13 protein-coding genes are annotated in these 14818 nt (G+C 52.4%); 5 read left to right on the plus strand and 8 right to left on the minus strand.

The genetic code is table 11. From position 1 onward, the window contains the following. Nucleotides 1-10: 10 nt before the first annotated feature. Nucleotides 11-427: a hypothetical protein gene (locus LAB08_RS09245; protein ID WP_157755732.1), complete on the minus strand. Its 417-nt coding sequence runs from the start codon at nucleotides 425-427 to the stop codon at nucleotides 11-13. A 3-nt stretch (nucleotides 428-430) separates the two neighbouring features. Here LAB08_RS09245 and LAB08_RS09250 point away from each other — a divergent pair, with 3 nt between their 5' ends. Continuing rightward, nucleotides 431-1195, plus strand: coding sequence for a cold-shock protein (locus tag LAB08_RS09250; protein WP_157755731.1), 765 nt, complete (start codon nucleotides 431-433; stop codon nucleotides 1193-1195). Nucleotides 1196-1275: 80 nt separating this feature from the next. Beyond that, on the plus strand, nucleotides 1276-2280 hold the full coding sequence (locus tag LAB08_RS09255) for a hypothetical protein (RefSeq protein ID WP_096512517.1): 1005 nt from the start codon (nucleotides 1276-1278) through the stop codon (nucleotides 2278-2280). Nucleotides 2281-2435: 155 nt separating this feature from the next. Here LAB08_RS09255 and LAB08_RS09260 read toward each other — a convergent pair whose 3' ends face one another. After that, a complete protein-coding gene (locus tag LAB08_RS09260; RefSeq protein WP_096515490.1) occupies nucleotides 2436-3350 on the minus strand; it encodes a LysR family transcriptional regulator in 915 nt (304 codons plus the stop codon). Nucleotides 3351-3519: 169 nt separating this feature from the next. On the opposite strand from LAB08_RS09260, the gene LAB08_RS09265 reads away from it, so the two are divergent. Then, a complete protein-coding gene (locus LAB08_RS09265; RefSeq protein ID WP_096512516.1) occupies nucleotides 3520-4530 on the plus strand; it encodes a zinc-dependent alcohol dehydrogenase family protein in 1011 nt (336 codons plus the stop codon). Nucleotides 4531-4773: 243 nt separating this feature from the next. Here the strand turns inward: LAB08_RS09265 and LAB08_RS09270 are convergent, their stop codons facing one another. Both LAB08_RS09270 and LAB08_RS09275 read right to left on the minus strand, forming a co-directional pair. Further along, a complete protein-coding gene (locus LAB08_RS09270; protein ID WP_096512515.1) occupies nucleotides 4774-5634 on the minus strand; it encodes a TauD/TfdA dioxygenase family protein in 861 nt (286 codons plus the stop codon). 354 nt (nucleotides 5635-5988) lie between these two features. After that, on the minus strand, nucleotides 5989-7014 hold the full coding sequence (locus tag LAB08_RS09275) for an AraC family transcriptional regulator (protein WP_096512514.1): 1026 nt from the start codon (nucleotides 7012-7014) through the stop codon (nucleotides 5989-5991). Between the two features lie 109 nt (nucleotides 7015-7123). On the opposite strand from LAB08_RS09275, the gene LAB08_RS09280 reads away from it, so the two are divergent. Then, complete coding sequence (locus tag LAB08_RS09280; RefSeq protein ID WP_197706303.1) at nucleotides 7124-8188, plus strand: alpha/beta hydrolase; 1065 nt, start codon at nucleotides 7124-7126, stop codon at nucleotides 8186-8188. Between the two features lie 118 nt (nucleotides 8189-8306). Here the strand turns inward: LAB08_RS09280 and LAB08_RS09285 are convergent, their stop codons facing one another. The 3 genes from LAB08_RS09285 to LAB08_RS09295 form a co-directional block, all read right to left on the minus strand. Beyond that, complete coding sequence (locus tag LAB08_RS09285) at nucleotides 8307-8786, minus strand: 2,4'-dihydroxyacetophenone dioxygenase family protein (RefSeq protein ID WP_096512513.1); 480 nt, start codon at nucleotides 8784-8786, stop codon at nucleotides 8307-8309. 105 nt (nucleotides 8787-8891) lie between these two features. Next, nucleotides 8892-9764, minus strand: coding sequence for a TauD/TfdA dioxygenase family protein (locus LAB08_RS09290; protein WP_197706315.1), 873 nt, complete (start codon nucleotides 9762-9764; stop codon nucleotides 8892-8894). 915 nt (nucleotides 9765-10679) lie between these two features. Then, nucleotides 10680-11255, minus strand: a complete 576-nt coding sequence (locus tag LAB08_RS09295) for a hypothetical protein (protein ID WP_096512510.1) — start codon at nucleotides 11253-11255, stop codon at nucleotides 10680-10682. A 655-nt stretch (nucleotides 11256-11910) separates the two neighbouring features. Here LAB08_RS09295 and LAB08_RS30590 point away from each other — a divergent pair. Then, entirely contained in the window at nucleotides 11911-12201 is a 291-nt protein-coding gene (locus tag LAB08_RS30590) for a helix-turn-helix domain-containing protein (protein WP_157755730.1), read from the plus strand. A 370-nt stretch (nucleotides 12202-12571) separates the two neighbouring features. Here the strand turns inward: LAB08_RS30590 and LAB08_RS09305 are convergent, their stop codons facing one another. Then, nucleotides 12572-13927: a relaxase/mobilization nuclease domain-containing protein gene (locus LAB08_RS09305; protein ID WP_217910646.1), complete on the minus strand. Its 1356-nt coding sequence runs from the start codon at nucleotides 13925-13927 to the stop codon at nucleotides 12572-12574. Nucleotides 13928-14818 lie beyond the last annotated feature (891 nt).

A 14818-nucleotide genomic window follows, 5' to 3' on the forward strand; every position in this document is an offset into this window, starting at 1 on the left:
GAAAGACGAGTTACTGCATTGGAAGGGTGTGCAGAGTAAAGGTGCTGAAAGAGTGACGAGTGGCAGGAACGAAAAAGCCCGCCCAGGGCGGGCCGTCTTTTGCCATTTGCTGCCTGTCGCGAAGGGTGGCAATCGACTCAAAGCGGCCGGTGACGGTATCTACGAAATATGGGCGATTCAAATTGACCTTAGTCGACTTACAAAAAGCATTGTGACTAATCTTTCTGAGTGATGGCTTTTTGATATGATCAGGTTTTCCAATGGGGAGCTTGGCGCACTGAAGCGCCGAAAAAACGCTGTCTAGCTTCCAGCCACTGTCCTTCCTGGTAAGTGCAAAAATGCAGAAGTTGAAGCGATTCCCCCAGTTAGCGTCGGTGACTGTGATCACGGTATCCAATTGAATGCGTGCGATATGGAAAGGAGTCATGGAGTGAGTATTCCTGAAGGAGCTGCCAGCGGTGTTGTTCGCAGCTTTGTAGAGTCAAAGGCATACGGATTTATCGATGGTGACGATGGCGAGAGTTACTTCGTGCACATCAAAGAAGTGCAGGGCGGTGTTCCCCTGGTTACCGGGCAGCAGGTCTGGTTTATCCCTAAACCCGCTCCCAAAGGGTCAAAGGCTACTCAAGTCGTTGCCGGTCAAGCACCAACCCTCATTTATATTGAGCCCGACAATTTCATTGTGAGCAAAGCGCCTGTTCCGAATGGCGTTGAGGTGATTGTGGTTGTCGGCAACGGGTGGGCCGAATCGAACGACCCTCATCGCGCACGGGAGGACCTGATCCAGTTGGCCAAATCGTACGGTGCCAACGCGATCATCAACAACAACTTGGAGCGATACACGCAGCAGCAGACCTGCTCCAATTACAAATTTACGATGCACCGCCAACATGGTGATTTCGCGGTAGTAAAAAGAGTTGGCAGCAGCTCAGATCCGGCCGTCATTGAAGCCGCCCAGCAGCAGATGCAAGCTCTCATCGACTGGTGGGAACAGAAGAACCCACCGACTCCCGAAATCATCGCCGAGCCGCGAGAGCCGGTCAGCCTGAGCACCTTGGTGCCCCCAGCAAAGGTCAAGTTTGTCGCGGTACTCCTCTGGAGTTGGTCGTGCACGGTCGTGAAAATCATGTGGCTAATAGGGCGTCACTTTGCGGAGAAGGGCATCGCCAAGTTCAGGGGCGCTCAGAACATCTGATCGGATGCTCCAATTGGGGCGTTACTCGCAAAAAGAAAATTTGCCAATCACAGAATTGCCAATACTCAAGGAATGCAAGGATGAAGACCGCTCTCTGGTCCTACATGCGGGGTCTCGCGTCTGGCATGGTTATCGCTGGCGTGCTGGCGGGTTGTAGCACTGGTGGTGCTCGCGATGAAAGCGGGCAACTGGTCGAGGATGTTTTCGGGGCTTTCACGAAGGGCGAGATCCGCTTGCATTGCGAACTTAGTTGCTCCGGATCGAAAGGAACGAAAAGTAAGCGATGGACCGCGCTATACAAACAACAGGCTTGGCGCGATCTCGCTATTGAAGTGGCAGAACTCAATTTCGCAAGCGATCATGAGTACTTCTATCTGGCGCGCTCAGCCGAGGGCCTGGGTTTTAACCAAGCGGCGCAGACCTATTACCTACTCGCAAAAAACGCCGCTCACAAATGTGAGAGCTACACCTGCAAGGATGTAGACGTGGCAGAGGAGGTCCATCGTGGTCTGGAGCGCGTTGACGCCGCTATTGAATCGCATACCTTGATTGCTTTGCCTGCAATTGAACCGATCAGCACACCATCGCCTTCGACTGCTCCCACAAGCAACGCATTACCGTCGCCCAACTCCGGTCTTGGTGGCCGCACTGAGGAACAAGTGACCGTTACCTACATGAATGACACGGGTGATACGGTCTACAACCTTGATTATCACTTCAAGTCGGATCACAAAGGTGATGCGGGCGGCGGCGTACTGTCGCTCGCTGCGGCGGGCCAATCGGGCACCATGGGGTATGGGTTGTTGGTGCAGATCGGTTACGTCTCAAGCCAAAGCTACAAGTACCGCACCGCGCGGGATGATTCGGGCAAGTTGCTGGAATATTCGCCATTTGTGGACGAAGTAATTTCCTGCAAAGGCTCTAAGTGCGTGCGAAACGAAGCCGCGCGAATCCCATTGCCGCGCTCCTACCTCGAAGCGCGTGCGACGACGGGCCTGAAGATTCATTTGAAGGGCAAAGGCGGGACGCAATCCATCGAAGTCCCAGCGTCGGTTGTCACTCAATTCCTAGGCTCGGTACCGTAATAGCGTCAATCGTGCGGTGGGAGGCTTCCCCCTTTCGAGGCTGCTGTTGGCCGTGAACTGCATTCCGCTAAGGGCAGCTAATGGCCGGTTGCTGCCCGTCACCACCGGTTGCAATCGACCCAAAGCAGACGTCCACGGAGCTGGTTCAATGATTGCTATGGTTCCAGCCAGTCAGTATGAAGCTTCGGAAAACGCTCTTGCAGCCACTCAATAAAAACTTGAACCTGTGGTGCCAGATGCGTCCGGCTTGGGTACAGCAACGACACAGGGCGAGGGGCTGGTCGATAGGGCCTTAGAATTTCCACCAAACCGCCGCTATCCAGATACTCAGCCACGGTGATGCCTGGCGCCTGGATGATCCCGAAGCCCGACACGCCACACTGAACGTATGCGTTCGACTCGGTAACGGTGATGCCCGCGTTACTCACAAACGTTCGATCCTGACCTTTTACCGAGAAATGCCAAGGCAATGTCCTGTTGCTCTGACCGGACAAGAAGTTGACGCCTCGATGGGAGGCCAGACCGTCGAGAGTCTCGGGTTCGCCATGCTCGTGCAGATACTCGGGCGCGGCACACGTCACCATGGTCGCCATCGCGATAGGGCGAGCGATCAAGGTCGAGTCCGGTAGATCGCCGATGCGCAACGCACAGTCGACGCCTTCACCGATCAGGTCGACGGCCCGATCAGTTACGCCCAATACCATGTTGATACCAGGGTACGAGGCGGTAAATTCTTTAAGGCTTTTGATGAATTCCATTTGCGCGAAAGCGGTCGGAATATCGACGCGAAGTCGGCCTGCGAGCGTTGCTCCGGAGCGGTCAAACATTGAGGTCGCAGCAGATATACCGGCCAGTATTTCCTGTACCCGCTCATAGAACCGCTCGCCCTCGGCCGTGAGTGCCACCTTTCTCGTGGTGCGCTGGAACAGGCGCACGCCCAATGACGTTTCCAATTCCTGGATATACCGAGTGACCTGAGGTCGTCCTATGTCCAGTGATTCGGCGGCCTTGGTAAAGCTGCCGAGTTCGGCAAGCCTGGCGAACAGTCGCATCGATTGAAGCAATTCCATGACGTCTTTCCTATGAACCCGCCTACGAAGTTGAGCCAGATTGTTATCCAAGGATAGAACAATCATGTCTTTTTCCACGCATTTATTGCGCACTGTCATAGGAGAAAAATGCATCCAAGGCGGAACCGGCTCTGGTTCGAGGCCATTGACGTGTATTTGGAGATTCGCAATGAAAGCTTGGTTATTGAAGGATTTCGGACTCGACAACCTGCAATTGGGAGAGGTAGCGACGCCACAGCCAAAGCCTGGGGAGTTGCTGGTCAAGGTCGGTGCTGTCTCCCTCAACTTTCGCGACAAGGCAATTGTCGACGGCATTTATGAGCCGCACAGGGTGCCCAAACCACTGATCCCGGTGAGCGATGCCGCCGGCACGGTGGTAGCGGTCGGTGACAACGTCACGCGTTTCAAAGTCGGTGATCGCGTCAACTCGCATCTTTACTCACGTTGGCTGGATGGCGAGCCAGGGCCGAACGAACCCGATTACTGCTTCGGTTCGCCGTTGCCTGGCGGTTTGGCCGAATACATGATCATCCATGAAGACAGCGCCGTCGCTGCCCCCGACAATATGAGCGACGAAGAGGCGGCAACACTTCCTATTGCTGCGCTCACAGCATGGTATTCGCTCGTGGACTTTGGACAAATCCAGTCAGGCCAGACCGTATTGGTTCAAGGCACTGGTGGTGTGTCGATATTTGCCGTACAGATCGCTAGTGCGCTTGGCGCGAAGGTGATCGCAACGTCGAGTAGCGATCAGAATCTGCAAACCGTGAAGGGCTTGGGGGCCGTGGCGGGCATCAACTACAGAACGACTGCGAACTGGGCGGACGAGGTGCTGAAGCTGACCGAAGGCAAAGGGGTGGATCTTCTATTAGATGTGGCTGGCGGCAGCGGCATCAATCAATCGGTCGCAGCAACGAAGGCTTCGGGGCGCATTGCGCAGATCGGCTTTCTGACAGGGCAAACCGTTGAACTCAATCTGATGCCACTGATTTTCCGCCAGACGACCATTCGCGGTATCGCCGTGGCGCCGCGCTCATCATTCGACCGGATGAACGCCTTCCTCAACGAACACAAGATCCGTCCAGTGATCGATCAGGTATATCCGTTCGAGAGAGCACGAGAAGCATACGAGCACCTCGCGAGGGGAGCATTTGGAAAGGTTGTGATCAAAATTGCTTGAAAATATTAAGGCGTCAATATGGCGCCTTTTTGCCTATCGCAGCAGATTCGACTCCGGAGTAGAGCCGGGCGAGACTCAGACTCAAACGTTCGCTATTGGCCGATTTCTGCCCGTTGCGGGGGCAGCCACCGACCCATTGCAGCCGTTCGATAGCGACTGCAAATGGCAAAAGTAGCTTGACGCAAAGGCCGGTAACCGATCCCAGAGACACTCGGAAACGTCTCTGGATTCAGGGTCGTTTATTTATCTGAAGGGTTTGTCGCCAACGATGGCCGCACGCTCCATTTTGCGATGGCAGGGCGGATAGTCCATCACCGCATAATGCTGGGTGCAGCGGTTGTCCCAGATCGCAACGCTATAGGGCCTCCAGCGCCAACGCACTTGATACTCGGGATTGTAGGCCTGGCTGATCAGGTACTGCATCAGGTCGGAACCGCCCTTGTTGTAGTCCTGGCCGAACCGGACACGTCCCTCGCTGTGGTAATTCACGAAGTGGGTCGCGAATGCGTTGACGAACAGCACTTTCTCGCCGGTTTCGGGATGTGTGCGCACCACCGGGTGTTCGGCATCCGGGTATTGCGTCTTCATCGCCAAGCGCTTTTCCTGCGGCATGGCAGCTGCGAAAGAAGCGTTGAAGCTATGACTGGCGATCAGACCCTCGATTTCCTGCTTGACGTATTCCGGCAATTTTTCATAAGCCAAGACCATGTTCGCCCACATGGTATCGCCGCCGACCGGTGGGCATTCGATGCAACGCAGTACCGCGCCCATCGGGGGCGCTTCACGAAAGGTCGTATCGCAATGCCAGGAGTTTTCGTAGCGATCCGCCGGTTTCTCCGGAGTCTTGTAGATTTGCACCAGGCCTGGGGCCTCCGGGTGGCTGGGGACCATCGGGTGGGTTTCGAGCTGGCCCATGCGCATCGCGAAGGCCATGTGGTCTTTGCGTGAGAGCTTCTCAAAATCCTGGTCGCGCAGGAACAGCACTTTGAACTTCAAAAGCGCCGCGTAAATGTCATTGAACAAGCCATCATCGCGCACTGCGTCACCGAGGTTTACATCGTGCAGTTCTGCACCGATGGCACAGGTCAGTTGTTCGACTCGCATTGCGTCTCCATTTCAATTGTTAATTGCCAGGCCGTGGTCTTTGCAGTGAAGTCATGCCTTGGTTCACGGCGGCGTTTGTTATTGTTGGACCAATCTGTGGGAGTGCGACGAAGCGGGATATGGGTATCCGGCAGGTGTTGCAGGCTCTTGTGAGCAGAGCCGGGTCGCGGCCTTATAGTAGGTAACAGGAGAGCCAGAATGTGGGCATTGCAGGACAATTTCTTCGCTTTTTGGGACGACGAAAATGAGTCGATGCCTGAGGGTGGAGTTAAAAGCGTCGAGGATGCGTTGGTTCAGTCGACGTGGATGACCGCTAGGCGTGTGAGTCGCCCCTGAACCTATCTTCTGAAGTGATTAGATCGGGGGTGTTGCTTTGCTCTCTCGGTAGGATGTGGCCCAAGCCGAAGGCGTCTTGCCGAACTGGCTGCGGAACCAGCGTGAAAAGTCTCCCGCAGAAGAAAATCCGAGAAGTTCGGCAACCTCATACAGTCGGCGCTTGCTATTGGCTAAATACTCTTCGGCGAGTTCAGTACGAACAGCGTTGATGATCGTTGTCACGCTCTGTCCTTCGCTCGCCAGGTGACGGTTAAGTGTGCGTCGATGCATGCCAAGGTGTTGGGCAATGCCATCGACAGAACACAGCCCGCTTGGCAGCAGCATCTTGGCGATTTGACGTACTCGCTGCGTCGGCTCGTCCTGCTGATTAGCCATCTGCATGTCCAGTGATCGCTTGACCTCCCGATTCAACGCGGGGTCAGCCGCAGGAATGGGCATGTCCAGATCGCGCCCTCGGCAAATGATGGCATTGAGTTCCTGTGAAAACTCGATAGCGGGTCCTAATACGCGGTGATGGATTTCCAGGTTGGATGGGCATTCATGGGTGAAGCAGACCCTTATCGGGCGGAAGGTATTGCCGCTCAGAATACTCAACGTACGCAGCATGATCCCGGTCGACTGTTCGATAGCCTGGCGCCAGACACCATGATGCCCCTGCATGTTCACGCCCACATGCAGCAAGGTCAGATCGCCCGCATCTTCAAGCCGCAATTGCACACCGGCGTTATGCAGGCGCATATAGCGGAAGCAAGATTGCAGCGCTGCCCGAAGTGTTGGTTCTTCGCGGATTAGCAACGCCAACATGCCAAAGTTGGAAAGGAGTCTGTGCTCTGCCATTAACAGCCCAAAAGCCACTTGCCCGGACAGACGCGCGGACTCCTCCAGAAGCCATCCCACCGAGTCGCTACTGATCATGATATTCGGATCGTCGAGGATGCTGGCCGGCAGTTTGGTCAGTCGCAGCATACGAAAAGGATCGAGCCCCACTGAACGGGCAACCGGCTCATAGCCGGTAAGGCTGGCGCTTCGCGTGAGGCTATACATGTTTTCCTCGTGTCCCAGATTCCCAATTTTGTGTCCTAAGAAGCTTAGTGCGAAACACCTTGTCCGGGCTACCTTCAACTCCGACAACGACAAAAAATGGAGGTAGTAAATGGATACGCCCGCTGCAATGCGCATTGGTCAGTCGCTCGCCGCAATGGGGCAAGTGGATGCCGACGACCCAGACGCATTCAACCACTGCTTTGCTGAAATCAACGGCATTCGCATGCATTACGTCGACGAAGGGCAAGGCCCACTCGTCATTCTGCTGCACGGGTTTCCCTATCTCTGGTACATGTGGCGGCGCCAGATCCTGGCGTTGGCCGAGGCTGGTTATCGGGTCGTCGTCCCTGATCAACGGGGATTTGGGCAGACAGATCGACCTGACGCCATCGAGGCCTATGACATGAGCCAGGCCGTCGGCGATATGGTTGGTTTGATGGCGGCCGTGGGCGAAACATCTGCGGTGATCATTGGGCATGACTTGGGCGCTTGGGTGGCCCAGGCGTCGGCCATGCTGCGACCGGATCTGTTCCGCAGCCTCGTGATGCTCAATACGCCCGTGCCCCCACGGGGCAAGATCAAACCAACCGTAGCTTTACAGGCAATGGCAAAGGGCAGGGTGTACCACCATCTGTATTTCCAACAGCTCGATAAGCCGGATCGCGAGTTAGCGAATGATCCGCGCAAGACATTGCGCAGTGTCTTCTACTCGATCTCCGGCAATGCAGTCGGAGCAGAACGCTGGCGCTTGTTCGTCGAGCCTGGTGAGCCCATTCTTAATGCTTTCACGGAGCCCAAGGGGGAGTTCCCCTCATGGTTGAGTGCGCGGTCGCTCGACTACTACGTCGCGGAGTACACACGTACAGGGTTTACCGGTGCGTTGAATTACTACCGCTGTCGCGACCGGAACTGGGAAATCACAGCGTTTCTCGACGGGGCGGTCATTCGCCAGCCAAGCATGTTCATCGGTGGTGCTGCTGATCCGTCACTTGAACCCGCCGAAATACGTGGCTTTTACGAGCAACTCGACACCTGTTTGCCTGGATTGCGGAAAAAGGTGCTGCTTGCCGGTGTGGGCCATAGCGCGGCGGAAGAGCGCGCCGACCAAGTCAACGAATTGCTGCTGGAGTTTCTTGAGCAGTTGGAACGCTCGGGCCTGCGTTCTGCACTGTAGGTGGTGGCGCTCACGCACGGTGCATCGTGACATTCGAGCGGCTAAGGGGTGATTCGATGTAACGCACAACCGGCATCCCTAAACACCGGGGATGCCGGTACTTCTCATGCCATCCGGATCAGTTGAACGCCGTCAGATCTTTCGGCGTGATGTCGTGTTGCTCGCAATAGGCAAGGTAGCGATGCAATCCGGATTTCCAGTTTTCGAGCGCAACGATGTTGTCGTTCCCGTCCAGGAACGCGAGATCGCCCGTCACGTGAACCAGCGTCAGCACATACCCGCTGGCGCTTCCCGTGCTGACGACTTCGGGGGTGTGAGTCGATGCGGCAGTCTCATAGACGATGCTGCCAGGGCCGGCGATCCAGTCATGCTCCTTGTATTTCCACCGGCCTTCGATTGTGTAGACCATCACCGTTCCAGTGTGATGGTGCTTGGGGAGTTGCATGTCTATCGGCGCCTTCATCATGACGATCCATTCACCACGGATCGGGTCGAGTTTGAAGTACTTGAGCAGGACGTTTTCCGCATAGGGTGTGAACGGCACCCACGGCAATGTTTCACCATCGATGACGGCAGTGTCGACGTGTTCGTAGAGCATGGGTCTCTCCTTTGACGCAGTTCAAATCGGGTATTCGGTGGCAGCCAAGATCGCCCGACCATCGGTGATGGTCGGGGGCTTGGAGGCTCCACCGAGGATTCGGGATCAGGTGAGCGGGGTGCCCGCGAGAGTGGCGCGCAGCATCTTTCGTGGTGCATTGCCGTAATCAGCCACGGCGTAGTGCTGGACTTGCAAGTTGTCCCACATGGCAATCGTGTTGGTTCGCCATTTCAAGCGTACCTGGTACTCCGGGATCGCGGCCTGAGACGTCAGGTAGTTCATCAAATGATGAGCCTCCGGCATGAAGTCCTGTCCGTAGCGGATATCCTCGAAGTTGAAAAAATTCGAGAAGTGCGTGGTGAACGCGGAGTTGACGAATAGCACCTTTTCGCCTGTTTCTGGATGAATCAGCACCACCGGGTGTTCGGCGGCAGGGTTTTTCGCAGCCATGGCGTGACGTTCTTCACGTGGCAACTGGGCACCAAAGGAGTGCTCGGCACTGTGCTTGGCGTATAGACCATCGATCCGTTGTTTGATGGCTTCCGGCAAATTCTCGTAAGCCATCACCATGTTTGAGAACAGAGTGTCGCCACCGGATTCAGGACCCTGCTCGCAGCGCAATATCGCTCCGCGAGGCGGTGCCGGTTTGAAGGTGACATCGGTATGCCAAAGGTTTTCGCGACTGGCCTTTTCGACAAAGCTCTTGGGTTTACTTGGGTCGAGATTGCGGTACAACATCAGCAGTTTGTCTGCTTCTGGATGGCTCGGCGCCATGGGATGACCTTCCAGGCCGCCGAACTGTGCGGCGAACAGTTGTTGTTCCAGAGGGCTGATGTTCTGATCTCGAAAGAACAGCACTTTGTGTTTCAACCACAGCGCCCTGATTTCCGCGATCAGGTCGGGGTCCTGGGTCGCATCGGCTAGATTGATGTTGCTGAGTTCGGCGCCGATGGCTGGGGAACAAATCTCCACCTTGATTGAATGCTGTCGGACTGAAGGGCGGATTATGGCGACCGCCGAGGGGTTGATAGGTGAAGGAGTGTCTTGGTCTGCGGCGACTGTTGTCATTATTGTCTCCAATACGTGCTGTTCAGCGGCGTGCAATATGGGCATCCGCTATAGGTAGCGCCCCCGGCTGATTGAACAGGGGCGCTCCTATAGTAGGTAACTCGGGTGCAATGCTATGGGCGCAACGGGACAGTTTCTTCGCGTTTTGGGACAAGAAATTGAGGTAAACGGGGTGTGTTTTGAGTTCAATCGGGTGTCTGCTTCTGGCCGTTCTCTGCCGATCATGGTTGGAAAACGTGCTGGTCAAATCACGTGCAATCGATTGTCAGAACGCATGCAAATGACTGGTCAGGTCGAATGCAAACGGGTGGTGAAGTGGAGTGCAATTGCGCAGCAAAGGGCGAGTGTGGTGATCCTACTAACATGGAGACTAGTCGTAATCCCGAGGTCTGTGCCATTAGTCGGGTAGGGTGCTTTCATGTTCAGCGCACCGCGTTCTCATCCATTTCTCGGTCGAGATCATATGGCCAGGGCTACCACAGATTTCGCAGATACGTAGAGACATCGCCTGTGCGAAAGATACGTAAGCACTGGTTTCGGCCGTTTTGCCCATGGTAGTGACCATTAGCTCCCCAAATTTCTCTTTTATCCCAGTTATGTGTTGCGGTAGCTCCGGTTTTTTCTTGGTTTGCTCCTGCATCAGCGTGCACAGGGCCTCTGTAATCGCGTACCAGCCACTTCCGCACTCTATTGGGATGGGAGGGCGGTCGTCCGAGCGTTTAGGGAGAATCGCAGGAAAGTCACTATAGAGTGCTTGAGCTAGGTCATTGCGCATCTGCTGATACCGTCTCTGGTAGCAATTGATCACTTGGGAGGGGATACGGCCTACTTGGTTTTGGAGGGATCTACCTGGGATTCGGGGTGTGTTGGTTGTGAGTTGAATCGTATCTGTGCAATTGATTCGTTGATGAAGTTTCGCTCAGCGGGAGTGATGGGCGATCTCAAAAAGCCCTTTCCATCAGGCCTTAATGCTGAGGTGTTATGTGGCCGGCCTTTATCTTTTAGTGTTCGATTTTTCATCGGCGGTAGCGGATCGGAACTCCGTTTTAGGTAGAAATCAGGAGCATGTGCAGGAACAGATTCAAGCCGTTGATGAGCTTTGTACAAGTCGCTGATAGAAAGCCAGCCGAGCGGAGCAAGGGACAGGATCCCATAGATGCTGCCGGTTTTTGTCTCTACCCAGAGGCTTTGCTTAGCTCCATAGATCGCCAAAACCGGAGACGTTATGATTTTGTGGCCATCAGCAAATTCGCCCTCCGTGCTCGCATCAATGTGCCTCCAGATATGGCCTGAGAGCAATTCCGACTGATCAACAGTTGCGTACGAGACGAAGCCAGTAAATCTTTCCATCCCGGAGTCGTGCTTGAGGCGCGCGATTTTATCGTCAATTGAATCTTCCATTGGCATTCTCTCTTTTCTATTTAGGTGCGTAATTTGAGGAGGCGGACTGCTGATTGTCCGATGCCAAGCTCATTTTCAGTCATCGGTGTCAGGATCGAGCGCGTCGGTCGACAGCTGTAATTAACTCGCCGGAGTACAGTCTGCGGAATGAAATGCGGTCACCTTCTTGCCATTTCAGTTCCTCGCATAGGCCAGGAGTGAGCTGTAGCACCATCGGCCCTTCCACTGACTCATGCACGTGGGCATGCCAGGCAGGCGCAGAACGATCATTGAGCGAACGCCTCATGATTTGGAGGTCTTCTGGATTCACTTCGGGGCGATAACCGGGGCTCAGAGCCCAGTACCCTGCTCTATGAGCATTCTTTGAGGGTTCCGACGCATGTATGTCTTCAATGTCTGAATACACCACTCCGCCGGTTGTTGCGTGCAAAAGCCGAGGGCAAAGTCGCTTCTTGCGGAAATATCCATCGATGACTGCGCGGACCTTCAACCAAATTCTGAACATGGTTCCTCTCGCTCCTGCTCACGAAGTCCTGCCCATAAAGGTCGCACGTAGTGTTGGCGCAATGCAAATAAATATAAAAATGTGTCGAGTTCGCTATGGTGCTTAGGTAGATGTGCGTGCCTGATTCTACCTTTTTGGGTGGGGTATCAGGTGGATCTCAATCAAGCGCTCGGACGGGCGCTGCGGCACGTGCGTAAGAAGAAAGGACTCACGCAAGAGGATTTTGAGCCCATTACGTCGCGGAGTTACATCAGCAAGGTGGAGGGTGGATACCATCTACCTACACTCGACAAGACAGTCGAAATTTGCGACCGAATGGGTGTTTCGCCTTCTCTGCTCCTCTCCCTGACTTTTTTGATCGCAAATGAATCTGAGGATGTTTCTGGTCTACTGGACCGTCTAAAGGGCGAGCTTGATGCAATTGGGATTCCGCGGAAGTAGTCTCCAAACTTAACTCTACGTTTGAATAACTTCATGTAATTATCTATCACGACTTTGAGCAAGCTAGGGAAAGTCTCTAGCTACTGTAAAGACGTATCCGCCTGAGATTTGCTAGCGGGGGACCTGCTCCGCAGAAATGGCCAGTGGTTTTACCAAGTGTAAGTAGAGCTAATAAATTACACCGGTTGAAACGATTCCCGTGACTTTTGGTATTGTACATTTTGAGGGCAAGTGTTTCATTGGCGGGCACGAGAATGTTCGGCGCGAATCAAAGATAAGCTTGCCACCTTTGTTAGGTTTTTTGTATTACTGTATTGCGTAGAATTGTATTTTCGGTGCGTATTAAGATAGTGCTAATTCGAATATTCTATTAAAGATTAATTGGAAGCCTCATGGAGTATTGTAGGCTATTATTTTGCGGTGATTTGTCGCTGATTTTGTAACGCGGGCCGTCCTCCTCAGTTGCTATGAAGTCCATTTCAGTTTCTATTTTGTATTTGATGCCAGTCAGCACCTCCTGCATCATGTTGAACGCACTCGCCATAACGCTCTCAACTAGACGACGGTATTGATCCCACGTTATTTCTTCACGTGTTGGCTTCTGGAATGAGAAAAAGAAATTATTGTCAAGAACCCTGGAAGGCGTGATACGCGAGGCAATCATCGGCCTACGAAATTTATCGGCTTCAACTCTAATGGCGAAGTACCCGTTTTTACTTTTGTAAGCCGTTGACTTCTTTACTGCATCGTACGAGAGTTCGTATTTGATTCTATAGTCAATTGCTTTTCGTGCTCCGTTGTAAATTTCTTCTCTTTCTCTTTCTCTTTTGTGTGATTTTTCATCTCTTGTTTTAGCAAATTTCTGTATGCTTGGAATAAGTATTTTGTCATATAGGATGCCTTCGTTAATTGTAAGTGCTTGAAATGTGCAGCGTGAGCGTTTGAGTTTTCTGCCTGAAATTTTGTTTTTTTTGAAATCGTAAGATATGCCGACTATATCCCCATCTTTGATGCTGAACTCAACACCAACACCTGATTTTTTTAGATGCTTGACAAAGTCAACAATATTTCCGTTGTTAACTGTTGTCTTTTCTACAGCATTCGCGATTCTAGCGATTAGTGCGTGTTTCCAGTGCGGTTCAGGATTCTCGCTGCGCATGATTGGGCCAATTTCGGTTTCTCTTAACTGAATGCCCCAAGTGTCTTCTGGCATTGCAGTTATTTGTAGGCCGTATTTAATTTCAATTAAACGAAGAACCTCCATCATTTTTCTGTAGTCATTACCTTCATCAAGAAGATATCCAGTTTCCATGCTTGTGCGATTTCCAAGAATGTGGATATGCTCTTTGTCAGTGTCTTCATGAAGCTGAGCGAACCACTTATAGTTCTGGTTATACCCTAAGGCCTCCATGACCTCGATTGCGACGTTTCTCCAATCAGGTAAGTCAAGATGTTCACCTGGTGCTATCGACACCGCGTAGTGTGTATGACACATCCCGGGCCCCTTTCCAAGAAGGCCTGCACGGATTGTGGATGGCGAATCCATTTCTTCCACAAGGCTATCAATAAGGTCTTCTAGAGGCTTCCCGATACCGGCTACTGTAGTTACGTTGCCGCCGAGAAATTTTGCGTGTTCGCATTTGTGCTCGTGATTTATTCCGAATACGTACTTTACGCGAGTGCGACTAGAGTTGGTTTCATTTTTGAATTTTCGTCCGATTGTCATTTCCTATTCTCCCATCGTTTGAAGGCTATTTATGTGTCTTATGGCTCGTTCTCTGAGTAGTTTAAGTAGTTCTGACAATCCAAGTTCGATCTGGTTTAAATCGCTTGAGCCCTTTATGTAAATTGCGTCTCTGATCTCGTTAAGGATATATGTAATAGCGTTTTGAAGTGCTTGATCCTCTTCAGGCACAAATACTCGGGGTGGGATTTTAGAACGAAGTCCAGAAATGCGTAGGAACGTTGAGGGTGAGTCGTGTCCGCACTTTTGCATGATTGCCAATAAATGCTGGTATTCATTGTCTGAGAATCTTGCATTGATTATTTTTGTTCTTAGTTCTGATTGGGTTAGTTTTGGTCTGCCCATTTCATGCTTTCCATTTTTTATTGTTTTATTGTGATGCAGGTTTATGGTTTCTGATTGATCTGGTCTTGATTTTACATGGCGCAACCCCCGAAGGGGTGTGAGCATCCGGCGTGTTGGTATAGTTCGAGGTGGCGATTACGGAGTAAGCGTAAACTCATAACTATACCAAGACATTGCTGGCTCCTTCGATTTTTTCTCTGAGATAAAGTTGGTTTTGGTTTATCTTTAAATATAATAACACATTTGAAAGATGAGGTTTTTATCGGGAGTTATGGGGGCGGATTTATTTTTATCTTTATTTGAATTGGGTTTGCTTTGATTTTTCGGATTTGGACTGCTTGTTTGATAAATATTGCCTGAAGCTTCCGCAGGTATGAGCGCTGTAACTGGTAGCTATCGTTTGGTCGGATCGATAGGTGATAAACTTTTGATGTGTGCTATTTATAGCACGAGCACGCAGTATTAACTAAATATCATGTATAATAGAGGTATAACTATAAAAATAAGGGTGTTGTTATGCTGAGTAGT

It is taken from the genome of Pseudomonas izuensis, from assembly GCF_002356535.2.
Classification (GTDB): Bacteria; Pseudomonadota; Gammaproteobacteria; order Pseudomonadales; family Pseudomonadaceae; genus Aquipseudomonas; species Aquipseudomonas izuensis.